We start from the raw sequence: 24,039 nt of genomic DNA, 5'->3' as shown, positions 1-24,039 counted from the left end.
GTGCAGCCAAAACCCAACAGCAAAAAGGAGAGCGCCATGCGCCCTGTGATTTTGCGTCGTGGTCTGGTCGCTCTGTTTGCTGCGGCTGTGTCCTTCGGCGCCATCGTTCAAGCCCAAGCGGCCGAAACCCTGCGTATCGGCTATCAGAAATACGGCACCCTGGTGCTGCTCAAGGCCAAGGGCTCGCTGGAGAAGCGCCTGGCGGAGCAGGGCGTGCAGGTGCAATGGACTGAGTTCCCCGGTGGCCCGCAGTTGCTGGAAGGGCTGAACGTCGGCTCCATCGACTTCGGCGTCACCGGCGAGACCCCGCCCGTATTCGCCCAGGCCGCCGGTGCCGACCTGTTGTACGTGGCCTACGAGCCACCGGCGCCGACCAGCGAAGCGATCCTGGTCCCCAAGGATTCGCCGATCAAGTCGGTGGCGGAGCTCAAGGGCAAGAAGGTGGTCCTCAACAAGGGCTCCAACGTGCACTACCTGCTGGTCCGCGCCCTCGAAGACGCCGGCCTCAAGTACAGCGACATCCAGACCGTATTCCTGCCGCCCGCCGATGCCCGCGCCGCCTTCGAGCGTGGCAGCGTCGATGCCTGGGTGATCTGGGACCCCTATCAGGCGGCGGCCGAGCAGCAGCTGCAAGCCCGCACCCTGCGTGACGGCAGCGGCATCGTCGACAACCACCAGTTCTACCTGGCAACCAGACCCTACGCGCAACAGCACCCCGAGGTGATCAAGACCCTGGTGGAAGAAGTGCGCGCGGTGGGCGAATGGTCCAAGGCCAACCCGGACGAGGTGACCCAGCAGGTGGCGCCACTGCTCGGCCTGCCGGCGGACATCACCCTGACCTCGGTGAAACGCCAGGGCTATGGCGCGCACTTCCTGACCCCGGACGTGGTGGCGGCCCAGCAGAAAATCGCCGACAGCTTCCACCAGCTCAAGCTGATTCCCAAACCCCTGAGCATCAAAGACGTGATCTGGACGCCTCCAGCCGCCGTTGCCAAAGCGCCGTAACTCGATCCCATTAGGAGACAACTCCATGAGCCTCAATATTTTCTGGTTCCTGCCTACCCACGGCGACGGCCATTACCTTGGCACCGCCGAAGGCGCTCGCGCCGTCGACCACGGCTATCTGCAGCAGATCGCCCAGGCGGCCGACCGCCTCGGTTTCGGCGGCGTGCTGATTCCCACCGGACGTTCCTGCGAGGATTCCTGGCTGGTGGCGGCCTCGCTGATCCCGGTGACCCAGCGCCTGAAGTTCCTGGTCGCCCTGCGCCCCGGGATCATTTCCCCGACGGTGGCGGCACGCCAGGCGGCAACCCTGGATCGCCTGTCTGGTGGCCGGGCGCTGTTCAACCTGGTGACCGGCGGCGATCCGGACGAACTGGCCGGCGACGGCCTGTTCCTCAGCCATGAAGAGCGCTACCAGGCTTCGGTGGAGTTCACCCGCATCTGGCGCCGGGTGCTGGAAGGCGAGACCGTCGATTACGACGGCCAACACATCAGCGTGAAGGGCGCCAAGCTGCTCTATCCGCCGATCCAGCAACCGCGTCCACCGCTGTACTTCGGCGGCTCTTCGGAAGCCGCGCAGGACCTGGCCGCCGAGCAGGTGGACATGGTCCTGACCTGGGGCGAACCACCGGCCGCGGTGGCCGAGAAGATCGAGCAGGTCCGGGCCAAGGCCGCCAAGCAGGGGCGCAGCGTGCGCTTCGGCATTCGCCTGCATGTGATCGTGCGTGAAACCAACGCCGAGGCCTGGCAGGCGGCCGAGCGCCTGATCTACCATCTGGACGACGACACCATCGCCCGCGCCCAGGCGTCACTGGCGCGTTTCGACTCGGTCGGCCAGCAACGCATGGCGGCCCTGCACGGCGGGCGTCGCGACAAGCTGGAAGTCAGCCCCAACCTCTGGGCCGGCGTCGGCCTGGTACGGGGCGGCGCGGGCACCGCGCTGGTCGGCGATGGCCCGACCGTGGCGGCGCGGATGCAGGAGTACGCGGACCTCGGTATCGATACCTTTATCTTCTCCGGTTACCCCCATCTGGAAGAGTCGTACCGGGTGGCCGAGCTGCTGTTCCCGCACCTGGATATCGAACGTCCCGAGCTGCCCAAGGGCGCCGGCTACGTCAGCCCGTTCGGCGAAATGGTCGCCAACGACATCATCCCCAAAGCTGCGTCCCAGAGCTGAGGCGCGGCCATGAACAGACAAACCTTGTTCCATCGCCTGGCACCCTGGGCCCTGCCGCTGCTGTTACTGGCGGTGTGGCAGTTGTCGGTCTCGGCCGGCTGGCTGTCGACGCGAATCCTGCCGGCACCCAGCGCGGTGATCGAAGCCGGGGTCGGCCTGGTGCGCAGCGGCGAAATCTGGACCCACCTGGCTATCAGCGGCTGGCGCGCGGCGATCGGTTTCCTGATCGGCGGCGGCATCGGCCTGGCCCTGGGCTTTATCACCGGCCTGTCGAAGTGGGGCGAGCGCCTGCTGGACAGCTCGGTGCAGATGATCCGCAACGTGCCGCACCTGGCGCTGATTCCCCTGGTGATCCTGTGGTTCGGCATCGATGAGTCGGCGAAGATTTTCCTGGTGGCCCTGGGCACCCTGTTCCCGATCTACCTGAACACCTACCACGGCATCCGCAACGTCGATCCGGCGCTGGTGGAAATGGCGCGCAGCTATGGCCTGTCCGGCTTCGCCCTGTTCCGTCAGGTGATCCTGCCGGGCGCCTTGCCTTCGATCCTGGTAGGCGTGCGGTTTGCCCTGGGCTTTATGTGGCTGACGCTGATCGTCGCGGAAACCATCTCCGCCAGCTCCGGCATCGGTTATCTGGCGATGAACGCCCGGGAGTTCCTGCAGACCGACGTGGTGGTGCTGGCCATCGTCCTGTATGCCGTGCTCGGCAAACTGGCGGACCTCGCCGCGCGCGGCCTGGAGCGTGCCTGGCTGCGTTGGCATCCGGCCTATCAAGTGGCCAGGGGAGGTGCGCAATGACGGCTCAACAACCTCCACGCCTGCTGCGCGGTATTCCGCTGGCGGTGCGCAAGCTGCAAAAGACCTTCGGTTCGCGCCAGGTGTTGCGTGAGATCGACCTGCATATTCCGGCCGGGCAATTCGTCGCGGTGGTCGGCCGTAGCGGTTGCGGCAAGAGCACCTTGCTGCGCTTGCTGGCCGGCCTCGACAAACCCACCGGCGGTGAACTGCTGGCCGGTGCCGCGCCGCTGAGCCAGGCCATCGAGGACACCCGCCTGATGTTCCAGGAGGCGCGCCTGCTGCCCTGGAAGAAAGTCATCGACAACGTCGGCCTGGGCCTCAAGGGCGATTGGCGCCCCCAGGCCCTGGAAGCCCTGGAGGCGGTGGGCCTGGCCGATCGCGCCAATGAGTGGCCGGCCGCCTTGTCCGGTGGCCAGAAGCAGCGGGTGGCCCTGGCCCGGGCGCTGATTCACCAGCCACGCCTGTTGCTGCTGGACGAGCCTCTGGGCGCGCTGGATGCCCTGACCCGGATCGAGATGCAGCAACTGATCGAGCGCCTGTGGCAGCAGCATGGCTTCACTGTCCTGCTGGTGACCCACGACGTCAGTGAAGCGGTGGCGGTGGCCGACCGGGTGATCCTGATCGAAGAAGGCGAGGTCGGTCTCGACCTGCTGGTGGAGCTGCCGCGCCCACGGGTGCGTGGCTCCCATCGATTGGCGGCGCTGGAAGCCGAAGTACTCAACCGCGTGTTGTCGCTGCCCGGGTCGCCGCCCGAGCCGGAACCCGTTTCACCCTTGCCCACGCAGTTGCGTTGGGCGCAATAAAAAGCAGCGGCAAGCTTTGAGCTGCAAGCTGCAAGAAGGAGTCGAGTGCTTTGACTTGCAGCTTGCCGCTTGAAACTTGCCGCTTATTTCGACCCGAGGAGAAATCGTATGACTATCAAGGCCATCAACGTTCGCAACCAGTTCAAAGGCACCATCAAGGAAATCGTCGAAGGCGACGTGCTCTCGGAAATCGACGTGCAGACCGCCTCCGGTATCGTCACGTCGGTGATTACCACCCGTTCGGTGCGGGAGCTGGAGCTGGCGATTGGCAGCGAAGTGATCGCGTTCGTGAAATCCACCGAGGTATCGATCGCCAAGTTGTGATCGGTGCGCGACAACCGGCCCCGGACGGCGTGAGCCCTTCGGGGCTTTTTTGTGGGCGCTGACGGCTACAGGGCAGGGCGCTTGGGCAGGTAAGGCGGCAGGTACAGCCCCAGGTAGGCATCGAACACCCGCATGCCTTCCTCGGCCATGCGCTCAGTGATCTGCCCATGCTGCTGGACCGAGCGCGCGTAGACGCGGTCGCCCAGCTCCATGGCCAGGGCGAACACATCGACGTCCGCGGGCAGTACCGGCAGCTGGAAGTGCTGGTCGAACAGCTTGTGCATCAGGTCGCCCAGTTCGATGTCGTGCTGGCGGTCGGCCTGGGTGACCTCGGTGAGGCCATGCTGGGCCAGGATCAACTGGCGGGCCGCGGCGTCGGCGCTGTAGATGGCGAGCATGCGCTGTTCGACCAGGCGCGACAGGTCGTGCCAGCTGCTCAGGGCGGCGTGGTCGATGGGCTCTTGCAGGCAGGCGCGGAACGCGGCGTGGACGTCGGCGGTCAGGGCTTCGAGCAGGGCGGGAACGCTGGCGAAGAAGTGGTAGACCGAGGAGGGAGGAATCTCCGCGCGCTCGGCCACGCTGTAGATCGACAGGCTGGCCACGCCCTCGGCGGCAAGCAGGGTGCGGGCGGCATCGAGTATCGAGTCGATCCGGGCCTGGCTGCGTGCGCGGGGTTTGCGGGGGGTGGCTACGCGTGTCATGGGAGTCTCCTGCGGGGCAGCGGGCATTGTACGAGGCGTGTCGGGTGTTGTCTGCCAGGACGCCTTCGCGGGCAAGCCTCGCTCCTGCAAGATGGAAATGGCATACGCTCCGATCCTGTAGGAGCGAGGCTTGCCCGCGATCCGCCGCAAGGCGGCCATAAAAAAACGCCACGGGCCTTTGCGGCCGGTGGCGTTTTTTTGCTGCAGCCGCTTACACGGTGTGCAGGTACCAGTTGTACTCGAGGTCGGAGATTGAGTGCTCGAACTCCTCCAGCTCGCTTTCTTTACAGGCCACGAAGATATCGATGTATTTCGGATCGATGTACTTGGCCATGACTTCGCTGTCGTCCAGCTCGCGCAATGCATCGCGCAGGTTGTTCGGCAGGCTCTGCTCGTTCTGCTCGTAGGAGTTGCCTTCGGTTGGCGCGCCCGGTTCGACCTTGTTGACCAGACCGTGGTGCACGCCCGCCAGCACCGAAGCCATCAGCAGGTACGGGTTGGCATCGGCACCGGCGACACGGTGTTCGATGCGCACGGCATCGGAAGAACCGGTCGGTACGCGGATGGCCACGGTACGGTTGTCCAGGCCCCAGCTCGGCGAGTTCGGCACGTAGAACTGCGCGCCGAAACGACGGTAGGAGTTGACGTTCGGGCAGAGGAAAGCCATCTGCGCCGGTAGGGTCTCGAGCACACCGCCGATCGCGTGACGCAGTGCGGCGTTCTGCTCGGGATCCTCGCTGGCAAAAATATTCTTGCCGTCCTTGTCCAGGACCGAAATGTGGACGTGCAGACCATTACCCGCCTGGCCTGGGTAAGGCTTGGCCATGAAGGTGGTGTCCATCTCATGGTCGTAGGCGATGTTCTTGATCAGACGCTTGAGCAGTACCGCATAGTCGCAAGCCTTGATCGGGTCGGCGACGTGGTGCAGGTTCACTTCGAACTGCGCCGGAGCACTTTCCTTGACGATGGCGTCGGCCGGGATGCCTTGTTCTTTCGCGCCTTCGAGAATGTCCTGCAGGCAGTCGACGTACTCGTCGAGGTCGTCGATCAGGTAGACCTGGGTCGAATGCGGGCGCTTGCCGGAGATTGGCGAGCGTGGCGGCTGTGGCCGGCCATTCACGTTCTCCTGGTCGATCAGGTAGAACTCCAGCTCGAAAGCCGCGCAGATGGTCAGGCCCAGCTCGTCGAACTTGGCAACGACTTGACGCAGCACTTCGCGCGGGTCGGCGAAGAAAGGGTCGCCTTCGAGTTCGTGCATGGTCATCAGCAGTTGCGCGGTGGGGCGCTTCTGCCAGGGTTCATTGCACAGGGTATCGGGGATTGGATAGCAGATTCGATCGGCGTCGCCGATGTCCAGGCCCAGGCCGGTGCTTTCCACCGTCGAGCCATTGATATCCAGAGCAAATAAAGAGGCCGGCAGGTTGATGCCTTTCTCGTAAACCTTGTGGAGGCTGGTGCGTTCGATGCGCTTGCCGCGCACCACACCATTCATATCCGCAATCAGAAGGTCAACGTACAGAACCTCAGGATGTTCCTTAAGGAACGCGTTCGCTTCGTTAAGCTGAACGGCACGCGGGGGTACCGACATGATGCAACACCTTTGTTGTTAAAAATATCAATCATTGATCTTTTCAGGTTTCAGTCAACCCGAACGGCATGCCGAAGTCAAGCGAGGCCTTTTTTGCCCTAAAAAAGCGCTTGCGGGGCATTTTTGGGGCGCTTTTCTGGCTTCGGAGGGCTTGGCCGCCACGGCCTTGAGCGGGCCGTGTTGTATTTTTTACGGGGGTGTTGTGTAAAAAAATGAACAAGGCTAAGCTCGATTTAAACCCATAACAGCAATAATACCGGGGTGTTTCATGTCTCGCCTGCCGTTAATCGGCGTCACCGCCTGCTCCAGGCAGATCGGTCTGCATGCTTATCACATCAGTGGCGACAAATACGTCCGCGCAGTGGCAGTAGCAGCCAAGGGCGTGCCCATGATCCTCCCGTCCCTGGCCGATATTCTGAGCCCGTCCGATATTCTGGACGGTCTGGATGGCATCCTCTTTACCGGTTCACCCTCCAATATCGAACCTTTTCACTATAGCGGTCCCGCCAGCGCGCCGGGAACCGCGCACGATCCTGCCCGTGATGCCAGCACCCTGCCGCTGATCCGCGCCGCGGTGGCGGCCGGGGTTCCGGTACTGGGGATCTGCCGCGGTTTTCAGGAAATGAACGTGGCCTTCGGTGGCAGCCTGCATCAGCGGGTCCACGAGGCCGGCCCGTTCATGGACCACCGCGAGGACGATAGCCAGCCGGTGGAAGTGCAATACGCTCCGGCCCATGCGCTGCATGTACAGCCGGGCGGGGTGCTGGCCGGCCTCGGCCTGCCGGCGCAGATTGAAGTCAATTCGATTCATGGCCAAGGCGTTGAACGTCTGGCGCCGGGCCTGAAGATAGAGGCCCTGGCACCCGACGGGTTGATCGAAGCCTTCTCTGTCGAGGGGGCGCCGATCGAGGGAGGCAAGGCTTTTGCTTTGGGGGTGCAATGGCACCCCGAATGGCAGGTAAGCTCTAACCCTCACTACCTCGCCATCTTCCAGGCATTTGGCGATGCCTGTCGCAAGCGGGTAATGCAACGCGACGCCAATGCGTCACAAAAACCTGGCTTATAAGAGCCAGGAAACTCACGCCTAGAGGCATTTATGAGTAACAACCTCGACCAGCTCACCGATTGGTTGAAAGACCACAAGATCACAGAAGTCGAATGCATGATTGGCGACCTGACCGGGATTACCCGGGGCAAGATCTCGCCGACCAACAAGTTCATCGCCGAAAAAGGCATGCGCCTGCCCGAGAGCGTGCTGTTGCAGACGGTGACCGGCGACTATGTCGAAGACGACATCTATTACGAACTGCTGGACCCGGCCGACATCGACATGGTCTGCCGTCCGGACCAGAACGCGGTATTCCTCGTGCCCTGGGCCATCGAGCCGACCGCCCAGGTGATCCACGACACCTACGACAAGCAGGGCAACCCGATCGAGCTGTCGCCGCGCAACGTGCTCAAGAAGGTCCTGAAACTCTACGCCGACCACGGCTGGCAGCCGATCGTGGCGCCGGAGATGGAGTTCTACCTGACCAAGCGCAGCGACGACCCGGACTACCCGTTGCAGCCACCGGTCGGTCGTTCCGGGCGCCCGGAAACCGGTCGCCAGTCGTTCTCCATCGAAGCCGCCAACGAATTCGACCCGCTGTTCGAGGACGTCTACGACTGGTGCGAACTGCAGGAGCTGGACCTCGACACGCTGATCCACGAAGACGGCACGGCGCAGATGGAGATCAACTTCCGTCACGGCGACGCCCTGTCCCTGGCCGACCAGATCCTGGTGTTCAAGCGCACCATGCGCGAAGCCGCGCTCAAGCACGAGGTGGCCGCCACCTTCATGGCCAAGCCGATGACCGGCGAGCCGGGCAGCGCCATGCACCTGCACCAGAGCATCATCGACATCGAGACCGGCAAGAACGTCTTCTCCAATGAAGACGGGACCATGAGCCAGCTGTTCCTCAATCACATCGGCGGCCTGCAGAAGTTCATCCCCGAGCTGCTGCCGCTGTTCGCGCCCAACGTCAACTCGTTCCGCCGCTTCCTGCCGGACACCTCGGCACCGGTGAACGTGGAGTGGGGCGAAGAGAACCGCACCGTGGGCCTGCGCGTGCCGGATGCCGGGCCGCAGAACCGTCGGGTGGAAAACCGCCTGCCGGGCGCCGACGCCAACCCTTACCTGGCCATCGCCGCCAGCCTGCTGTGCGGGTTCATCGGCATGGTCGAAGGCCACAACCCGAGCGCTCCGGTGGTCGGCCGCGGTTACGAGCGCCGCAACCTGCGCCTGCCGTTGACCATCGAGGACGCCCTGGAGCGCATGGAAAACAGCAAGACCATCGAGAAGTACCTGGGCAAGAAATTCATCACTGGCTACGTCGCGGTCAAGCGGGCCGAGCATGAAAACTTCAAGCGCGTCATCAGTTCGTGGGAGCGGGAATTCCTGCTCTTCGCCGTCTGATGCGCGGGGCGCCGCCGTCACCGGCGGCGCCCTCACCGGAAAATCAGGAGAGTTCCAATGACCAGCAACAACCCGCAAACCCGTGAGTGGCAAACCCTCAGCAGCGAGCACCACCTGGCCCCGTTCAGCGACTTCAAGCAATTGAAGGAGAAGGGCCCGCGGATCATCACCAACGCCGAGGGCGTTTATCTCTGGGACAGCGAGGGCAACAAGATCCTCGACGGCATGGCCGGGCTGTGGTGCGTGGCCATCGGTTATGGCCGCGAAGAACTGGCCGACGCCGCCAGCAAGCAGATGCGCGAGCTGCCGTACTACAACCTGTTCTTCCAGACCGCCCACCCGCCGGCGCTGGAACTGGCCAAGGCAATCTCCGATGTGGCCCCCAAGGGCATGAACCATGTGTTCTTCACCGGTTCCGGTTCCGAAGGCAACGACACCATGCTGCGCATGGTTCGCCACTACTGGGCGATCAAGGGCCAGCCGAAGAAGAAAACCATCATCAGCCGGGTCAACGGCTATCACGGCTCCACCGTGGCCGGCGCGAGCCTGGGCGGCATGACCTATATGCACGAACAGGGCGACTTGCCGATCCCGGGCATCGTGCATATCCCGCAGCCTTACTGGTTCGGCGAAGGCGGCGACATGACCCCGGACGAGTTCGGGATCTGGGCGGCCAACCAGCTGGAAGAGAAGATTCTCGAAGTCGGCGTCGATAACGTCGGTGCCTTCATCGCCGAGCCGATCCAGGGCGCGGGCGGCGTGATCGTGCCGCCAGAAAGCTACTGGCCGCGGATTAAGGAAATCCTCGCCAAGTACGACATCCTGTTCGTCGCCGACGAGGTGATCTGTGGGTTCGGGCGGACCGGTGAGTGGTTCGGTAGCGATTTCTACGACCTCAAGCCGGACATGATGACCATCGCCAAGGGCCTGACCTCCGGCTACATCCCCATGGGTGGCCTGATCGTGCGCGACGAAGTGGTGGCGGTGCTCAACGAGGGCGGCGATTTCAACCACGGTTTCACCTATTCCGGGCACCCGGTGGCCGCCGCCGTGGCCCTGGAAAACATCCGCATCATGCGCGACGAAAAAATTATCGAGCGCGTCAAGGCAGAAACGGCACCTTATTTGCAGAAACGCCTGCGGGAACTGAACGATCACCCGCTGGTGGGTGAGGTTCGCGGAGTCGGCCTGTTGGGCGCCATCGAGCTGGTTCAGGACAAGGCCACCCGTGCGCGGTATGTCGGAAGAGGCGTCGGCATGATCTGCCGGCAGTTCTGCTTCGACAATGGCCTGATCATGCGCGCCGTGGGCGACACCATGATCATCGCTCCGCCCCTGGTGATCACCAAGGAGGAGATCGATGAGCTGGTGAGCAAGGCCCGCAAGTGCCTGGACCTGACCTTGAGTGCGTTACAGGGCTAAGTGCTAGGCTCTGAGCGGAGTACCCCACGGTACTTCGCTCGGGGCGGCCATAAAGGATGGGGTCTTCTGTTGAAAGCCCGCCTTGGAACTTGCCAGACTACCGCCTGTTTTTAGTTGCCTGGCAACCGGTCGCTGAACACAAGGTTAAAAAGAATAATTGGAGCATGACGCATGAAGGCAATAGGTATGAAGAAAGCTGGCAAGACCCTCCTCGCCATGTCCCTGATGGGCGCGATGGCGGCAGTGGCCCAGGCAGACGACAAAGTGCTGCACGTTTACAACTGGTCCGACTACATCGCACCTGACACCATCGCGAACTTCGAGAAAGAGTCCGGGATCAAGGTGGTCTACGACGTTTTCGATAGCAACGAGACCCTGGAAGCGAAACTGCTGGCAGGCAAGTCCGGTTACGACGTGGTCGTGCCGTCGAACAACTTCCTGGCCAAACAGATCAAGGCCGGTGTTTATCAGGAGCTGGACGTCTCCAAGTTGCCCAACTGGAAAAACCTGAACCAGGATCTGCTCAAGGCGGTTTCGGTCAGTGACCCGGGCAACAAGCACGCTTTCCCATACATGTGGGGTTCCATCGGCATCGGCTATAACCCGGAGAAGGTCAAGGCTGCGCTGGGCGTCGACAAGATCGATTCCTGGGACACCCTGCTCAAGCCCGAGAACATCGCCAAGCTCAAGGGCTGCGGCGTGAGCTTCCTCGACTCGCCAACCGAAATGATCCCGGTCGCCCTGCATTACCTGGGCCTGCCGACCGACAGCCAGAAGAAAGACGACATCAAGAAAGCCGAAGAGCTGTTCCTCAAGATCCGTCCTTCGATCACCTACTTCCACTCCTCCAAGTACATCTCGGACCTGGCCAACGGCAACATCTGCGTAGCGGTCGGTTACTCGGGTGACGTGCAGCAGGCCAAGTCCCGCGCCGCCGAAGCCGGCGACAAGGTAAAAGTCAGCTACGTCATTCCGAAAGAAGGCGCCGGCACCTTCTACGACATGGTCGCTATCCCCAAGGATGCGGAAAACGTCGAGGGCGCCTACAAGTTCATGACCTTCCTGCAGAAGCCTGAAGTCATGGCCGGCATCACCAACGCCGTGCGTTTCCCGAACGGCAACGCCGCCGCAACGGCACTGGTAGAAAAAGACATCACCAGCGATCCGGGCATCTACCCGCCAGCCGACGTGCAGGCCAAGCTGTATGCGATCGCCGATCTGCCGGCCGCTACCCAGCGTGAGCTGACCCGCAGCTGGACCAAGATCAAATCCGGCAAATAAACCGGTTTGAGGCAGCAACCGCTGGCCGTCGTCCCCGCGAGGGCGGTCAGCGGTGCAATTAAATGACAGAAAGTTTTGCTGGATCGGTTTATCGAAGGTAAGTTGCGCGCCGGTTTTGTTGCTGGGCAGCTCTTGGCTGTCATGTAGTGCGGGCAACTCAGGCCCAACTGTTGAGAGGACCTCCACTTGCCTATTTCTTTATTTCGCAAAGCCATGCTGGTGGGCGCCGGGCTGACGCTGGCCGTCAGCGCTTATGCCGCGCCGACCGTGCATATTTATAACTGGTCTGACTATATCGGTCAGAGCACATTGGCGGACTTCGAAAAGGCCACCGGCATCAAGCCGCTGTACGACGTGTTCGATTCCAACGAAACCCTGGAAGGCAAGTTGCTCGCCGGTCGTACCGGTTATGACGTGGTCGTGCCGTCCAACCACTTCCTGGGCAAGCAGATCAAGGCCGGGGCGTTCCAGAAGCTCGACAAGGCACAGCTGCCCAACTATTCCAATCTCGATCCGGTGCTGCTCAAGCGCCTGGAAAAGAACGATCCGGGCAACCAGTACGCCGTGCCTTACCTGTGGGGCACCAACGGCATCGGCTACAACGTCGAGAAGGTCAAGGCCGCGCTGGGCGTGGACAAGATCGACTCCTGGGCCATGCTGTTCGAGCCGGAAAACATCAAGAAGCTGTCGAGCTGCGGCGTGGCCTTCCTCGACTCCGCCGATGAAATGCTCCCGGCGGTGCTCAACTACATGGGCCTGGACCCCAACAGCCAGAACCCCGACGACTACAAGAAGGCCGAAGCCAAGTTGCTGGCGGTGCGGCCTTACGTGACCTACTTCAACTCCTCGAAATACATCTCCGACCTGGCCAATGGCGAAATCTGCGTGGCCGCGGGTTTCTCCGGCGATGTGTTCCAGGCCAAGGCGCGCGCCGCCGAAGCCGGCAAGGGCATCGAAATCGCCTATGTGATTCCCAAGGAAGGCGGCAACCTCTGGTTCGACATGCTGGCCATTCCCAAGGACGCCGGTAACGTCAAGCAGGCCCATGCCTTCATCAATTACCTGCTCAAGCCTGAGGTGATCGCCCAGGTCAGCGATTCCGTCGGTTATGCCAACCCGAACCCCAAGGCGGGCGAGCTGATGGACCAGTCGGTCCGCAAGGACGAAGCCGTTTACCCGGCGCAGGAGATTGTCGACAAGCTGTACGTCAACTCAGAGTTGCCGCCCAAGATCCAACGACTCATGACCCGCAGCTGGACCAAGGTCAAGTCGGGCAAATAGCGTCAATCGCTCAAACTATCCAGAGTTCGCCCGCATGGGGCGAACTGCAAATTCTGTTGGGAGTTTCGTAAATGGCAGTTGCCTCCGGCGCCTACAAGAAAGCCCTCGAGGGCGACCAGACACCGAAGCAGGTGTTGGTCAAGATCGACCGGGTCACGAAGAAGTTCGACGAGACGATTGCCGTGGACGATGTGTCCCTGGAAATCAAGAAAGGCGAGATATTCGCCCTGCTCGGCGGTTCTGGCTCGGGTAAGTCCACCCTGCTGCGGATGCTCGCGGGGTTCGAACGGCCCACGGAGGGGCGCATCTACCTGGACGGTGTGGACATCACCGACATGCCGCCCTACGAGCGGCCGATCAACATGATGTTCCAGTCCTATGCCTTGTTCCCGCACATGACCGTGGCGCAGAACATCGCTTTCGGCCTGCAGCAGGACAAGATTCCCAAGGCCGAGATCGATGCCCGCGTGGCCGAGATGCTCAAGCTGGTGCAGATGAGCCAGTACGCCAAGCGCAAGCCGCACCAGCTGTCCGGCGGCCAGCGCCAGCGCGTGGCCCTGGCCCGTTCCCTGGCCAAGCGGCCGAAACTGCTGCTGCTCGACGAACCCATGGGCGCCCTGGATAAAAAGCTGCGCTCGCAGATGCAGCTGGAACTGGTGGAGATCATCGAGCGCGTCGGCGTGACCTGCGTGATGGTGACCCACGACCAGGAAGAAGCCATGACCATGGCCGAGCGTATTGCGATCATGCACCTGGGCTGGATCGCCCAGATCGGCAGCCCGATCGACATCTACGAAACCCCGACCAGCCGCCTGGTCTGCGAGTTCATCGGCAACGTCAACATCTTCGAAGGTGAAGTGATCGACGACGCCGAAGGCCACGCGACCATCACCTGCAAGGACCTGGACCGCAACATCTACGTGGGCCACGGCATCAGCACCTCGGTGCAGGACAAGTCGGTGACCTACGCCATCCGCCCGGAAAAACTCCTGGTGACCCCGGACATGCCGACCTGCGAATACAACTGGTCGAGCGGCAAGGTGCACGACATCGCCTACCTGGGCGGCCACTCGGTGTTCTACGTCGAGCTGCCGAGCGGCAAGCTGGTGCAGTCGTTCGTGGCCAACGCCGAGCGTCGCGGCGCGCGTCCGACCTGGGGCGACCAGGTGTACGTCTGGTGGGAAGACGACAGCGGCGTGGTACTGCGCTCATGAACATGCGAAAGCTCAAGCGCCGCCTCAATCGAATAATTCCCGGTGGCCGCCAGATGGTCATCGGGGTTCCGTTCCTCTGGCTGTTCCTGTTCTTCATGCTGCCGTTCTTCATCGTCCTGAAGATCAGCTTCGCCGAAGCGGATGTAGCCATTCCGCCGTACACCGAGATCTACAGCTTTATCGACCAGAAGCTGCAGGTGCTGCTCAACCTGGGCAACTACGCGATGCTCGGCGACGACGAACTGTATATCGCCGCCTACCTTGGCTCGCTGAAGATGGCGTTCTTCAGTACCCTGCTGTGCCTGCTGATCGGCTACCCGATGGCCTATGCCATCGCCAGCGCCCGCAAAGAGCTGCAGACCGTGCTGGTGCTGCTGATCATGATGCCGACCTGGACCGCGATCCTGATCCGCGTCTATGCCTGGATGGGCATCCTCAGCAACAACGGCCTGCTCAACGGCTTCCTGATGAGCATGGGCTTGATCGACGAGCCGCTGCAGATCCTCAACACCAACCTGGCGGTGTATATCGGCGTGGTCTATTCGTACCTGCCGTTCATGATCCTGCCGCTCTATGCCAACCTGGTGAAGCACGATACCAGCCTGCTGGAAGCCGCTTCGGACCTGGGTTCGAGCACCTTCAACAGCTTCTGGAAAATCACCGTGCCGCTGTCGAAGAACGGCATCATCGCCGGCTGCATGCTGGTGTTCATCCCGGTGGTGGGCGAGTTCGTGATCCCGGAGCTGCTCGGCGGTCCGGAAACCCTGATGATCGGTAAAGTGCTCTGGCAAGAGTTCTTCAACAACCGTGACTGGCCGGTGGCATCGGCCCTGGCAGTGGTGATGCTGGCGATCCTGATTGTGCCGATCATCCTCTTCAACCGCAGTCAGGCCAAAGAAATGGAGGGCAAGGAATGAAGCGCTTCAGTTTCTCGAACCTGATGCTAGTGGTGGGTCTGCTGTTCATCTACCTGCCGATGCTGATCCTGGTGATCTACTCGTTCAACGCCTCCAAACTGGTGACGGTCTGGGGCGGCTGGTCGGTGAAGTGGTACGTCGGCCTGCTGGACAACTCGCAACTGATGGGCTCGGTGGTGCGTTCCCTGGAGATCGCCTGTTACACCGCGATCGCCGCGGTGGCCCTGGGTACCCTGGCGGCCTTCGTCCTGACCCGTATCACCCACTTCAAGGGCCGCACGCTGTTCGGCGGCCTGGTCACCGCGCCGCTGGTAATGCCGGAAGTGATTACCGGCCTGTCGCTGTTGTTGCTGTTCGTGGCCATGGCGCAGATGATCGGTTGGCCGCAGGAGCGTGGCATCGTCACCATCTGGATCGCCCACACCACGTTCTGCGCGGCCTATGTGGCGGTGGTGGTGTCGGCGCGTCTGCGCGAGCTGGACTTGTCCATCGAGGAGGCGGCCATGGACCTGGGTGCGCGGCCGTGGAAGGTGTTCTTCCTGATCACCATCCCGATGATCGCGCCGTCGCTGGCGGCGGGCGGCATGATGTCCTTCGCCCTGTCCCTGGACGACCTGGTGCTGGCGAGCTTCGTCTCCGGCCCGGGCTCCACCACCTTGCCAATGGAAGTGTTCTCGGCGGTGCGCCTGGGGGTGAAACCGGAGATCAACGCCGTGGCCAGCCTGATCCTGCTGGCGGTGTCGCTGGTGACCTTCCTGGTCTGGTACTTCAGCCGCCAGGCCGAAGAGCGGCGCAAGCGCGCCATCCAGCAAGCCATCGAAGAGGCCGCGGCCGACTCCTGGAAGCAGCCGGACGTGCGCCGCGCACAGGCCCCGGAAGCGGCCTGATACGCGACAGTCGCAAGGCGTTGACCGCGACAAGACATCGCCCCTGTTCAGGGGCGATGTCGTTTTCGGGGGTGGCCGCTGCCGCAGGCTGCGATCGACCGGAACGGTCGCAGCGGTCTCAAGGTCGCCGAGGTCCTTCGGACCTATCGCAGCCTGCGGCAGCGGCTACAGCAGAAAACGCCTCGGCTCTTCAGCGAGTCGTATGCCGCCAGGGCGTGCAGTGAATAGACATAGGCCGTTCCGGCATTCAGTGAGATGGCGGTGGCCAGGGTGGCGGCAATCTCTTCACGGGTGGCCCCGGCCTTGAGTGCCGCGTCGACTGGATCGCCAGCCAAGCTGGCTGCTGCGGGTCAGGCGTCGTTCACCAGAGGGGTTACTGCGCCGTTCGCGCCGGCAACAGCTTCAGGGTGCTGTGGGTATTGGCCGTGACCTCTTCTTCGTTGAAGTGCGCCTGCTGGTACACCCCTTCGATATAGGCCTCGGCCTGATCCTGATAATGCTTGTCGAACAGCACGCCGCTTTGCCCGACCGGGTTGATGCTCAGGCTGTGGGCCGGATCGGCGAAGTCGATCAGGCGCCGGGTGGACGGACCATAGGTCACCGGCCAGGGCGCGGGGCCGATCTTGGCCGATTGATTGTTCGGCACTTCGTGGGTGCCGGGCGCGGCGAACGGGCCGACGTTGAACACCCGGTCCAGGGGCTTCTGCAGGCCCAGCGGATGACCGTGGGTCAGGGTATGCGCCTGGCCCCACAGCCACTTCGTCGAGTCGTCGCCAAAGGTCGCCTTGAGATGAGCGAGGCTGGCGCGCCAGGCGACCCTGACGGTGTCGGCGCGGCTTTCCTGGCCCAGGGTGTTGCGGTTGTCCCACCACGGCGAGTCGGCGGAGGCGGCCAGGCGTGGCAGCGCGGCGTCGATCACCCGGGTGGACAGCAGGGTGTCGAAGAAGGCGTCGCCCAGCTCGTCATGGAAAGCGGCATCGGTGAGGTTGAACAGGAACTGGTTGAACAGGGTGGCGCTGGTGGAGTCCAGCGGGTAGTCGCCTTTCCACTGCGCCAGTTGCTCCACCAGCTTGAGCTCCTGCGGGTCGCTCACTACTTCGCGCAGGACTGGCAGCAGCGGCGCCAGCAGGCGCGGGCCATAGGCGGTGGTGGTGCCCAGCTGGAGTTTCTGGCTGGCGTCGATATCCCATTTCACGCTCTTGTCGCTGAGCTGGCGGTCCAGTTGCTGGCCACGGTCGGCGAGGTTGTAGTAGCCGGGAATCTCCATGCCGGTGGGTGAGACCGGCTGGAAGTTGGCCGAAACGATATAGCCGCGCGCCGGGTTTTCTTCCTGGGGGTTGGCGCTGAATGGGTGGAAGCCCTCTTTGTCCGCCAGCGAAGTGCTGCCGTCGAGGATGAACGTGCCCTTGGCGCCGATCGGGCGTTTCGGCAACAGCGCCGCGGCCCACCAGCCGATGTCGCCCTTGGCGTTGGCCCAGACGATGTTCAAGCCCGGCGCCTGGACCTTGGACGCGGCACTGCGGGCCTTGGCCAGGGTGTCGGCGCGGTTGAGCTGGTAGAAGCCGTCGAGGATCGGGTTCGGCGTCTCGAGGAAGGCCCACCACATGGCGATCGGCGTCTTGCCGGCATTGGCCCCGAGCACGTCGTTGACGATCGGTCCGTGGGGCGACTGGCGCAGGATCTGGGTGACCGGCGGCTGGCCCTTCACCGCGATCCGCTGCTCGCTGTTGACCAGGTCGACCCACTTGCCGCGGTACCAGACCTGGTTGGCGTTGTTCGGGTTGACCTTCTCGGCGATCAGGTCCAGATCGTCGTTCTGGAACATGGTCAGGCTCCAGCCGAAGTCCAGGTTGTGGCCGAGAAAGGCGAAGGGCACCAGCGCCTGGTGATGACCGTAGAGTTCGAAGCCCGGTGCCGACAGCTGGGCCTCGTACCACACCGACGGCACCGCGAAGCGGATGTGCGGGTCACCGGCCAGCAACGGCTTGCCGCTCTTGGTGCGGGTGCCGGACACCGCCCAGGCGTTGCTGCCCTCGAATTGCGGCAGGCCGGCGTCGGCCAGGGCCTGCTCGCTCAGCCGGGCGATGGCGCCCAGGTCCTGCCAGTCGCTGGCGGCCAGGCTTGGCGCCAGCGGGCCACGGCCCTTGGCCAGGGCGCCCTTGGGCTGCCAGTCGAGGTCGAAGACTTTCAGGTAGTCGCTGCCGAGCTGGTCGCGCACGTAGGTCAGCAGCGGCTCGGTGCGGAAGGCCGCGGCGAAGCTGTAGGCCATGTAGCCGGCAACGCTGATGCTGTCTTCGGCGGTGAAGGAACGCTTGGGAATCCCCAGGACATCAAATTCGATCGGTTGCGGATGGCTGTTCTGATACTGGTTGACCCCGTCCAGGTAGGCTTGCAGGCCCTTCCAGGCAGGGGACTGGCGATCCAGCCCGGCGACGTAGCTGTCGGCGCGCTCGCGGATGCGCAGGCTGCGGAACAGTTTGTCGGTGTCGAGCAGTTTGGGGCCGAGTATCTCGGCCAGCTCGCCGCGGGCCAGGCGCCGCATGACCTCCATCTGGAACAGCCGGTCCTGGGCGTGGACATAACCCAGCGCGCGGTACAGGTCGGTTTCGTTTTCCGCGCGGATATGCGGCACACCGCGTTCGTCGTAGCGCACCGTGACCGAGCCCTGCAGGCGCTCCAGCTCGACCTGGCCCTGGCGCGACGGCTGCTTGCTGTACAGGTACCAGCCCCCTCCCGCGGCAAGGGCAAGGATCAGGACGACGAGTACGGTCAGGCTGCGTTTCATGGCGACTCCTTGTTCTTTCTGCGATTTGCCTGCCGTGGGGAAGGCAAACATTTAGCACAGGCCTTCTGTGCCGGGCATCCGTTGTCTGCGAAAAGTCAGGAATGCCTTAATCCGTCTGTTTCGGCCATGGACAATAACAGCCCACCGCCAAGGTGTGGGTGGCGCTGACCGCGCGGCCTTCGTGCAGGGCCTGGAGGATAGGTTCGATAAAGCTGTTGCTGGAATTGCAGGTCAGGCCTTCGCTGTAGGGGCCGAAATAGGCCAGGGTGCCATTGCGGTCCCAGATCGCCACGGCCGGGCTGGCGGGGATCTGCTCCGAGCCGGGCAAGCCGTCGAGGATTTTCAGACGGCTCAGGGTGGCGGGCAACTGGCCGTGGCTGCCGGCCTTCTGTACCGAGTAGAACTCCACGCCCTGCGGGCCGTAGTGTTCGATCAGCTCGGCCAGATGCTGCTGGTTGCCGACATTGCACGGGCAGGCCGGGTCCCAGAAATGCACCAGGCGGATGGCGCCTTTGCCGGCCAGCCCGGGCGGCAGTTGCAGCGGGTCGCCGGAAAACACCGCGGTGTGTTCGCTGAAGGTGCGCAGAAAACGTCCCTGGAACCAGTCGTAGGCGACCCACAGCACCCCGGCGCACAGGAGGGCGAGCAGGCTGGCAAGCAGGGTCGTGCGGTAGGGCAGACGCATACGGATCATTCCTCGAAGGTCGCGTAGCTTGCCATGCTTGCCCCGACAGATGAATATCGCAGGCCGATAAAGCCTGTTTCGCGTTCCGCGCCACCCTGGGAAACCCTTATGTCTGCGACCTTCGACCCCGACCCTCTGCGCGCCAGCCTGCGGCCCTTGGCCGAGGCGCAGCCGCTCTCGGCCCAGGCGCAGGCCTATCAGCGTTTCTATGGGCTGGATCTGCCGGTCAAGCGTGGGCTGGGGCGTTTCGCGGTCGGCGGTTTTGAGGTGGTCGGCCAGGTCTGGTGGCCCGAGCAGCCGGTGGCGACCTTGTTTCTGTTGCACGGTTTCTACGATCACATGGGCTTGTACCGGCATGTGATCGAGTGGGCGCTGCAGCGGCAGTGGGTGGTGATTGCCTGCGACCTGCCGGGTCATGGCCTGTCCAGCGGCGAGCGCGCCAGCATCGATGATTTCGCGGTGTACCAGGCGGTGCTGCAAGGCTTGTTCGACGAAGCCCGGTCCCTCGATCTGCCCCAGCCCTGGCACCTGTGCGGGCAAAGCACGGGCGGGGCGATCGTGATCGATCACTTGCTCAACCAGGGCGCGCAGAGCCCGGCCCAGGGCCAGGTGATCCTGCTCTCGCCGCTGGTGCGCCCGCGTGCCTGGGGCTGGTCGAAGCTCAGCTATTACATGCTCCGGCCTTTCGTCAAAGGCATCGCCCGGCGCTTCAGCGAGAACTCCACCGACCCCGATTTCCTGCCGTTCCTGCAGCGCGACCCGTTGCAACCCCTGCGCCTGCCGACCGCCTGGGTCGGCGCGTTGGCGCAGTGGATCAAGCGAATCGAACTGGCCCCGCGCAGTAGCCGGCAGCCGCTGATCGTTCAGGGGCAGGCGGACATGACAGTGGATTGGCAGCACAACCTGCAGGTGATCCGGCAGAAGTTCCAGCAGCCCCAGGTGCTGATGCTGCCCGAGGCGCGGCATCACCTGGCGAACGAGGCGGCGTGCATTCGCCAGGAATACTTCGCCTTCCTGAACCAGCATCTTTGAATGGATTTACGCGCCTGTAGCCGCTGCCGAAGGCTGCGACAGGTCCGCAGGACCTCAGTGGTCGCAAGATCGGCGCGACCGTACCGGTGATCGTCCGAACGCGGCCCGAGCCTGCGGCAGCGGCTACAAGGGGCGCCTAGGGCGCGAGGCTGGAAGTGCTCTGGCCGACGGCCAGCCCGGCGCGGATCGCGGCCAGGGCGGCTTGATAGTAGGCCTTGCCTTCGGCGGACTCGGCGAAGTTGGCGAACTCTTCCAGCTCGGGGTCGGACAGGTCGCGATAGACGTACAGCAGGGTGTTGTTCAGGTCATTGCCGATCTGCACCATCAGCCGCTGGCGCTGGCCGTTGAGCATGTTCTGCGCCTGGCCGGCCCCCAGCAGGCCGGGGATCATCTGGCTCAGGCTGTCGGCAGCCACGCCGGCGATGGCCAGGCTGACTTCCGCGCCGGCTTCACGGGCCGGCAGCGCCTGGGCCAGGTGGCCGATAATCAATTGACGGGTATCGCTGGCCTGCATCTTCGGCAGGCCCTGGGCATTCTTCGCCAGTTGGTCGCGGCGGGTCGCCAGCAGTTCGGCGGCAACGATCTTGCGCCCCAGCGGCGACTGGAAAAACGCCAGGGCCGGTTTCGGATCGGCGAGGTTCTGCCGCAGCTGCGCCTGGGCGCGGCGGTCCATGGCCTGCGGCGCGAAGCGCTGGTTGCTGTTATTGACCAGGGCCTGATAGACCGCTGGCGGCAGGCTATTCTGGTAACGCTGCTGGGCGGCGGTGAGGGCATCGTTGAAATGCGCGCGTTGTTCCGGCCAGCCGGCGACCTTGTACAACTGGTCGTGGCCGTCTGCCCAGGCGGGCAACACACAGAACATCAACAGTGAAAAAAGCAAACGGCGCATAAGGACTCCTGTCGGCAGCCCACTATTCTCCGGGGCGAGGCGATGGTTGTCGAGAATTCGTATCAGGTTCAGTACGCAAACTGTCCGATCGAACGACGAACAGAGGCAGCGCCAGGCTGCTTGGTCAGAATTATCTCGCGGATCTGTCGGATTCATCTGGGTGTGGATACTATGCGCGCCATGCAAATACCCTCTGATCACCCCCTGCTGTTACGCATTGTCGATGACCTGGCCACCCGTGGCTGGTCGCAGCAGAACATCTTCCTGCCAGAAGCCCTGACCCTGGAGCTGGCGGCCGAGTGCCGCAAGCGCGCGGCCGAAGGCGAACTGGCGCCAGCGGCGGTTGGCCGTGGCCCGGCGCAGGAGATTCGCGAGGGGATCCGTGGCGATCATATCCAGTGGCTCGAGCCCGGCCAGGCCGACTGCTGCGATACCTACCTGGGCTTGATGGACAGCCTGCGCGAGGCGCTGAACCGCGGGCTGTTCCTCGGCCTGGAAGACTTCGAAAGCCATTTCGCGCTGTACCCGCCAGGGGCGTTCTACCTCAAGCACGTCGACCGTTTCCGCGACGATGACCGGCGCATGGTGTCGGCGGTGATCTACCTCAATCAGGACTGGCTGCCGGAGCAGGGCGGGCAACTGCGCATGTACTTCGATGGCGAGACCGAATACGACGTCGATCCCGCCGGCGGCCGGCTGGTGGTGTTCCTCTCCGGCGAGGTGCCCCACGAAGTCCTGCCCGCGACCCGGGAGCGCCTGTCCTTGACGGGCTGGTTCCGCCGGCGCGGCAACGAGCCGTTCTGATCATGCACAAGATCCTGGTCAGTCGCTGCCTGTTGGGCCACCGCGTGCGTTACGACGGTGGCGCCAGCGGGCCGTTCGATCAATTGGCGCGCTGGCAGGTCGAGGGCCGGGTGGTCGCACTGTGTCCGGAAGTCGCCGGCGGCTTGCCGACGCCACGGGCGGCCGCGGAAATACCCGGCGGACAGGGCGGTGAAGTGCTCGATGGCCTGGCGCGGGTCATCACCACCGAGGGCGAGGATGTCAGCGCCGAGTTCCTCAGCGGCGCCCGGCAGGCGCTGGAGCTGGTACGCGAGCATGGGATTCGCATCGCCGTGCTCAAGGCCAACAGCCCGTCCTGCGGCAACCTGCTGACCTACGATGGCAGCTTCAGCGGGGTCAAGGTCAGCGGCGAGGGCGTCACCGCCGCCTTGCTCAAGCGCGCCGGGGTGCAAGTGTTCAGCGAGCTGGAACTGGCCGAGGCCGCCGCAGCCCTGGCGGCGCTCTAGCCCCTGTAGCCGCTGCCGCAGGCTGCGAAAGCTCCGCAGGAGCTCAGCGATATCAAGTTTTCCGCGGCTGCAGCCTGCGGCAGCGACTACCACATCAAGGCTTGGGCGGCTTGCTCGCATCCATGCCGAACCATTTCTCCGACAACGCCATCAACCGGCCATCGGCCTTGATGCGCTGCAGCGCGCCATCGAGGCTCGCCTGGAACGCCGGGTTACCTTTCTGGAACGGGATCGCCAGGCTCAGGGTTGGCCCGACCTTGGCGCCTTCCTTCACCGGCAAGCGGCTGTCGCGAATGGCGTAGGGGATCAGCAGGCGGTCGCTGATGGCCGCGTCGAGCTGCTTGTCGGCCACATCCTTGATGGGTTGCTGGGCGTTCGGGTAGCTGCGCAGGTCGATGCCTTCAACGGTGCGTGCCTGCTCGGCGAACTGGCTGCCCTGGGCCACGCCGAGGGCTTGGCCCTGGAGCGCTTGCAGGCTGCCCAGCGTGCGCTCTTCTTCCTTGCGTACGATCAATTGTGCGCTGGAATAACTGTAAGGCTCGCTGAAGTCGAAACGATCCTTGAGTTCCGGGGTCATTGCTACGTGATTGATGGCGATGTCGTAGCGGCCGCTTTCGACGCCAGGTAGCAGGTCGGCAGCGTCGGCGACCACGAAGTCCGCCCGCACATCCAGTTCCCGGGCGAGCAGTTGGCCCAGCTCGACTTCGAAACCGGTGAGTTTGCCGTCGTCCTTGAAGTTGAAGGGCGGGGTATTGGCCTCCAGCGCGATACGCAGTTCCCCGCGATCGTTCACATCGTCGATCAGTTCGGCTTGAGCGTAAGTGCTCACAAGAGGTAGCAAAAGTATCAGGCCAGGCAGGAAACGCATGGTCACTCCTTGAATTTATATGTGCGATGCGCTGTTCAGGCTCGCTTTGCTATGGTGTTGATTGCCCTTCGACAACGATATGCCACGAAGTTGTCATAACCGTACCGATTTTGCGGAAAAACTGGAGAATAGAATGAAAACCTTTATATCTCGTGCTGCGTTGACCGGCCTGCTGCTGGGGGCCTCGATGCTGGCTTCTGCGGATATGCCTCGCACCAAGGCGCCGGAAGGTGCTTCTGTATTTATCGTCACCCCGGTCAATGGCGATACCGTGGCCAAGACCTTCAAGGTCAAGTTCGGCGTCAGCGACATTTCCCTGGCTCCCGCCGGCGACCAGACTCCGCACACCGGGCACCACCACCTGCTGGTCGACGTCGACAAGCTGCCAGCCGAAAACATGCCGATCCCGGCCGACGCCCAGCATATCCACTTCGGTAAGGCCCAGACCGAAACCGAGCTGACCCTGGCCCCGGGCAAGCACACCCTGCAGCTGGAGCTGGGCGACAAGAACCACGTGCCGTTCGACCCGCCAATCGTTTCGGAAAAGATCACCATCACCGTCAAGTAAGCGCGGACGGTAAAAACTGCCTGTAAACAAAAAGGGAGGCCCCAGGGCCTCCCTTTTTATTGCCAGCGAGTGC

At 63.3% G+C, this 24,039-nt stretch carries 23 protein-coding genes and 1 pseudogene; 17 read left to right on the top strand and 7 right to left on the bottom strand.

Annotated features, from left to right (window positions below; all coding sequences use genetic code 11):
- The first annotated feature begins 36 nt into the window (after window positions 1-36).
- The 5 genes from CXQ81_RS00520 (at window position 37) to CXQ81_RS00500 (ending at window position 4,104) form a co-directional block, all read left to right on the top strand.
- Window positions 37-1,005 (top strand): sulfonate ABC transporter substrate-binding protein, encoded by a 969-nt coding sequence (locus CXQ81_RS00520; protein WP_101336227.1) that lies wholly within the window; start codon window positions 37-39, stop codon window positions 1,003-1,005.
- Window positions 1,006-1,030: 25 nt separating this feature from the next.
- Window positions 1,031-2,179: an FMNH2-dependent alkanesulfonate monooxygenase gene (gene ssuD, locus CXQ81_RS00515; RefSeq protein ID WP_101336226.1), complete on the top strand. Its 1,149-nt coding sequence runs from the start codon at window positions 1,031-1,033 to the stop codon at window positions 2,177-2,179.
- Between the two features lie 9 nt (window positions 2,180-2,188).
- Window positions 2,189-2,977: an aliphatic sulfonate ABC transporter permease SsuC gene (ssuC, locus tag CXQ81_RS00510; RefSeq protein WP_007928299.1), complete on the top strand. Its 789-nt coding sequence runs from the start codon at window positions 2,189-2,191 to the stop codon at window positions 2,975-2,977.
- Window positions 2,974-3,780 (top strand): aliphatic sulfonates ABC transporter ATP-binding protein, encoded by an 807-nt coding sequence (ssuB, locus tag CXQ81_RS00505; protein WP_007928301.1) that lies wholly within the window; start codon window positions 2,974-2,976, stop codon window positions 3,778-3,780. Before ssuC ends, ssuB begins: the two co-directional genes overlap by 4 nt.
- A gap of 108 nt (window positions 3,781-3,888) precedes the next feature.
- A complete protein-coding gene (locus tag CXQ81_RS00500) occupies window positions 3,889-4,104 on the top strand; it encodes a molybdopterin-binding protein (protein ID WP_007928303.1) in 216 nt (71 codons plus the stop codon).
- A gap of 65 nt (window positions 4,105-4,169) precedes the next feature.
- Here CXQ81_RS00500 and CXQ81_RS00495 read toward each other — a convergent pair whose 3' ends face one another.
- Both CXQ81_RS00495 and CXQ81_RS00490 read right to left on the bottom strand, forming a co-directional pair.
- The gene (locus CXQ81_RS00495; protein WP_101336225.1) at window positions 4,170-4,805 is read right to left on the bottom strand and encodes a TetR/AcrR family transcriptional regulator; all 636 of its coding nucleotides are present in this window, start codon (window positions 4,803-4,805) and stop codon (window positions 4,170-4,172) included.
- A 211-nt stretch (window positions 4,806-5,016) separates the two neighbouring features.
- Window positions 5,017-6,393, bottom strand: coding sequence for a glutamine synthetase family protein (locus tag CXQ81_RS00490; protein WP_007928314.1), 1,377 nt, complete (start codon window positions 6,391-6,393; stop codon window positions 5,017-5,019).
- A gap of 268 nt (window positions 6,394-6,661) precedes the next feature.
- Between CXQ81_RS00490 and CXQ81_RS00485 the strand changes: the two genes are divergently transcribed.
- The 8 genes from CXQ81_RS00485 (at window position 6,662) to CXQ81_RS00450 (ending at window position 15,850) form a co-directional block, all read left to right on the top strand.
- A complete protein-coding gene (locus CXQ81_RS00485) occupies window positions 6,662-7,459 on the top strand; it encodes a gamma-glutamyl-gamma-aminobutyrate hydrolase family protein (protein ID WP_101336224.1) in 798 nt (265 codons plus the stop codon).
- 30 nt (window positions 7,460-7,489) lie between these two features.
- Window positions 7,490-8,848: a glutamine synthetase family protein gene (locus CXQ81_RS00480; protein ID WP_007928318.1), complete on the top strand. Its 1,359-nt coding sequence runs from the start codon at window positions 7,490-7,492 to the stop codon at window positions 8,846-8,848.
- A 57-nt stretch (window positions 8,849-8,905) separates the two neighbouring features.
- Window positions 8,906-10,270: an aspartate aminotransferase family protein gene (locus CXQ81_RS00475; RefSeq protein ID WP_087092489.1), complete on the top strand. Its 1,365-nt coding sequence runs from the start codon at window positions 8,906-8,908 to the stop codon at window positions 10,268-10,270.
- 186 nt (window positions 10,271-10,456) lie between these two features.
- Entirely contained in the window at window positions 10,457-11,551 is a 1,095-nt protein-coding gene (locus CXQ81_RS00470) for a polyamine ABC transporter substrate-binding protein (RefSeq protein ID WP_053263034.1), read from the top strand.
- 186 nt (window positions 11,552-11,737) lie between these two features.
- On the top strand, window positions 11,738-12,832 hold the full coding sequence (locus tag CXQ81_RS00465) for a polyamine ABC transporter substrate-binding protein (protein ID WP_009051375.1): 1,095 nt from the start codon (window positions 11,738-11,740) through the stop codon (window positions 12,830-12,832).
- A gap of 71 nt (window positions 12,833-12,903) precedes the next feature.
- On the top strand, window positions 12,904-14,046 hold the full coding sequence (locus tag CXQ81_RS00460) for an ABC transporter ATP-binding protein (protein ID WP_007928322.1): 1,143 nt from the start codon (window positions 12,904-12,906) through the stop codon (window positions 14,044-14,046).
- Window positions 14,047-14,081: 35 nt separating this feature from the next.
- A complete protein-coding gene (locus CXQ81_RS00455) occupies window positions 14,082-14,963 on the top strand; it encodes an ABC transporter permease subunit (protein WP_169916015.1) in 882 nt (293 codons plus the stop codon).
- On the top strand, window positions 14,960-15,850 hold the full coding sequence (locus CXQ81_RS00450; protein WP_023967929.1) for an ABC transporter permease subunit: 891 nt from the start codon (window positions 14,960-14,962) through the stop codon (window positions 15,848-15,850). Before CXQ81_RS00455 ends, CXQ81_RS00450 begins: the two co-directional genes overlap by 4 nt.
- A 143-nt stretch (window positions 15,851-15,993) precedes the next feature.
- On the opposite strand, the pseudogene CXQ81_RS31655 reads toward CXQ81_RS00450, so the two are convergent.
- The 3 genes and pseudogenes from CXQ81_RS31655 to CXQ81_RS00435 all read right to left on the bottom strand — a co-directional run.
- Window positions 15,994-16,179, bottom strand: a pseudogene (locus tag CXQ81_RS31655) (hypothetical protein); the annotation flags it as partial.
- 44 nt (window positions 16,180-16,223) lie between these two features.
- Complete coding sequence (locus tag CXQ81_RS00440; RefSeq protein WP_101336223.1) at window positions 16,224-18,635, bottom strand: penicillin acylase family protein; 2,412 nt, start codon at window positions 18,633-18,635, stop codon at window positions 16,224-16,226.
- Window positions 18,636-18,741: 106 nt separating this feature from the next.
- Complete coding sequence (locus CXQ81_RS00435; RefSeq protein WP_053263031.1) at window positions 18,742-19,320, bottom strand: DUF6436 domain-containing protein; 579 nt, start codon at window positions 19,318-19,320, stop codon at window positions 18,742-18,744.
- Between the two features lie 108 nt (window positions 19,321-19,428).
- On the opposite strand from CXQ81_RS00435, the gene CXQ81_RS00430 reads away from it, so the two are divergent.
- Window positions 19,429-20,352 (top strand): alpha/beta hydrolase, encoded by a 924-nt coding sequence (locus CXQ81_RS00430; protein ID WP_101336222.1) that lies wholly within the window; start codon window positions 19,429-19,431, stop codon window positions 20,350-20,352.
- Window positions 20,353-20,488: 136 nt separating this feature from the next.
- On the opposite strand, the gene CXQ81_RS00425 is transcribed toward CXQ81_RS00430, so the two are convergent.
- On the bottom strand, window positions 20,489-21,241 hold the full coding sequence (locus CXQ81_RS00425; RefSeq protein WP_053263029.1) for a DUF2059 domain-containing protein: 753 nt from the start codon (window positions 21,239-21,241) through the stop codon (window positions 20,489-20,491).
- A gap of 171 nt (window positions 21,242-21,412) precedes the next feature.
- Between CXQ81_RS00425 and CXQ81_RS00420 the strand changes: the two genes are divergently transcribed.
- The gene (locus CXQ81_RS00420; protein WP_037034054.1) at window positions 21,413-22,045 is read left to right on the top strand and encodes a 2OG-Fe(II) oxygenase; all 633 of its coding nucleotides are present in this window, start codon (window positions 21,413-21,415) and stop codon (window positions 22,043-22,045) included.
- Between the two features lie 2 nt (window positions 22,046-22,047).
- Window positions 22,048-22,530: a DUF523 domain-containing protein gene (locus tag CXQ81_RS00415; RefSeq protein WP_101336221.1), complete on the top strand. Its 483-nt coding sequence runs from the start codon at window positions 22,048-22,050 to the stop codon at window positions 22,528-22,530.
- A 94-nt stretch (window positions 22,531-22,624) separates the two neighbouring features.
- On the opposite strand, the gene CXQ81_RS00410 is transcribed toward CXQ81_RS00415, so the two are convergent.
- Entirely contained in the window at window positions 22,625-23,398 is a 774-nt protein-coding gene (locus tag CXQ81_RS00410) for a transporter substrate-binding domain-containing protein (protein ID WP_007932862.1), read from the bottom strand.
- A gap of 133 nt (window positions 23,399-23,531) precedes the next feature.
- Between CXQ81_RS00410 and CXQ81_RS00405 the strand changes: the two genes are divergently transcribed.
- Entirely contained in the window at window positions 23,532-23,966 is a 435-nt protein-coding gene (locus CXQ81_RS00405; RefSeq protein ID WP_101336220.1) for a DUF4399 domain-containing protein, read from the top strand.
- Window positions 23,967-24,039: the final 73 nt, after the last annotated feature.

The sequence above is a fragment of the Pseudomonas sp. 09C 129 genome, from assembly GCF_002843625.1.
Taxonomy (GTDB): domain Bacteria; phylum Pseudomonadota; class Gammaproteobacteria; order Pseudomonadales; family Pseudomonadaceae; genus Aquipseudomonas; species Aquipseudomonas chlororaphis.
Note: the sequence above shows the minus strand (reverse complement) of the source record. Positions and strands in the feature narration are given on the sequence as shown.

Excerpts from the sequence above, each read along its gene's own strand:
- CXQ81_RS00520 (WP_101336227.1), top strand. The coding sequence starts at position 37 with ATGCGCCCTGTGATTTTGCGTCGTGGTCTGGTCGCTCTGTTTGCTGCG.
- ssuD (WP_101336226.1), top strand. The coding sequence starts at position 1,031 with ATGAGCCTCAATATTTTCTGGTTCCTGCCTACCCACGGCGACGGCCAT.
- ssuC (WP_007928299.1), top strand. The coding sequence starts at position 2,189 with ATGAACAGACAAACCTTGTTCCATCGCCTGGCACCCTGGGCCCTGCCG.
- ssuB (WP_007928301.1), top strand. The coding sequence starts at position 2,974 with ATGACGGCTCAACAACCTCCACGCCTGCTGCGCGGTATTCCGCTGGCG.
- CXQ81_RS00500 (WP_007928303.1), top strand. The coding sequence starts at position 3,889 with ATGACTATCAAGGCCATCAACGTTCGCAACCAGTTCAAAGGCACCATC.
- CXQ81_RS00495 (WP_101336225.1), bottom strand. The coding sequence starts at position 4,805 with ATGACACGCGTAGCCACCCCCCGCAAACCCCGCGCACGCAGCCAGGCC.
- CXQ81_RS00490 (WP_007928314.1), bottom strand. The coding sequence starts at position 6,393 with ATGTCGGTACCCCCGCGTGCCGTTCAGCTTAACGAAGCGAACGCGTTC.
- CXQ81_RS00485 (WP_101336224.1), top strand. The coding sequence starts at position 6,662 with ATGTCTCGCCTGCCGTTAATCGGCGTCACCGCCTGCTCCAGGCAGATC.
- CXQ81_RS00480 (WP_007928318.1), top strand. The coding sequence starts at position 7,490 with ATGAGTAACAACCTCGACCAGCTCACCGATTGGTTGAAAGACCACAAG.
- CXQ81_RS00475 (WP_087092489.1), top strand. The coding sequence starts at position 8,906 with ATGACCAGCAACAACCCGCAAACCCGTGAGTGGCAAACCCTCAGCAGC.
- CXQ81_RS00470 (WP_053263034.1), top strand. The coding sequence starts at position 10,457 with ATGAAGAAAGCTGGCAAGACCCTCCTCGCCATGTCCCTGATGGGCGCG.
- CXQ81_RS00460 (WP_007928322.1), top strand. The coding sequence starts at position 12,904 with ATGGCAGTTGCCTCCGGCGCCTACAAGAAAGCCCTCGAGGGCGACCAG.
- CXQ81_RS00450 (WP_023967929.1), top strand. The coding sequence starts at position 14,960 with ATGAAGCGCTTCAGTTTCTCGAACCTGATGCTAGTGGTGGGTCTGCTG.
- CXQ81_RS00440 (WP_101336223.1), bottom strand. The coding sequence starts at position 18,635 with ATGAAACGCAGCCTGACCGTACTCGTCGTCCTGATCCTTGCCCTTGCC.
- CXQ81_RS00435 (WP_053263031.1), bottom strand. The coding sequence starts at position 19,320 with ATGCGTCTGCCCTACCGCACGACCCTGCTTGCCAGCCTGCTCGCCCTC.
- CXQ81_RS00430 (WP_101336222.1), top strand. The coding sequence starts at position 19,429 with ATGTCTGCGACCTTCGACCCCGACCCTCTGCGCGCCAGCCTGCGGCCC.
- CXQ81_RS00425 (WP_053263029.1), bottom strand. The coding sequence starts at position 21,241 with ATGCGCCGTTTGCTTTTTTCACTGTTGATGTTCTGTGTGTTGCCCGCC.
- CXQ81_RS00420 (WP_037034054.1), top strand. The coding sequence starts at position 21,413 with ATGCGCGCCATGCAAATACCCTCTGATCACCCCCTGCTGTTACGCATT.
- CXQ81_RS00415 (WP_101336221.1), top strand. The coding sequence starts at position 22,048 with ATGCACAAGATCCTGGTCAGTCGCTGCCTGTTGGGCCACCGCGTGCGT.
- CXQ81_RS00410 (WP_007932862.1), bottom strand. The coding sequence starts at position 23,398 with ATGCGTTTCCTGCCTGGCCTGATACTTTTGCTACCTCTTGTGAGCACT.
- CXQ81_RS00405 (WP_101336220.1), top strand. The coding sequence starts at position 23,532 with ATGAAAACCTTTATATCTCGTGCTGCGTTGACCGGCCTGCTGCTGGGG.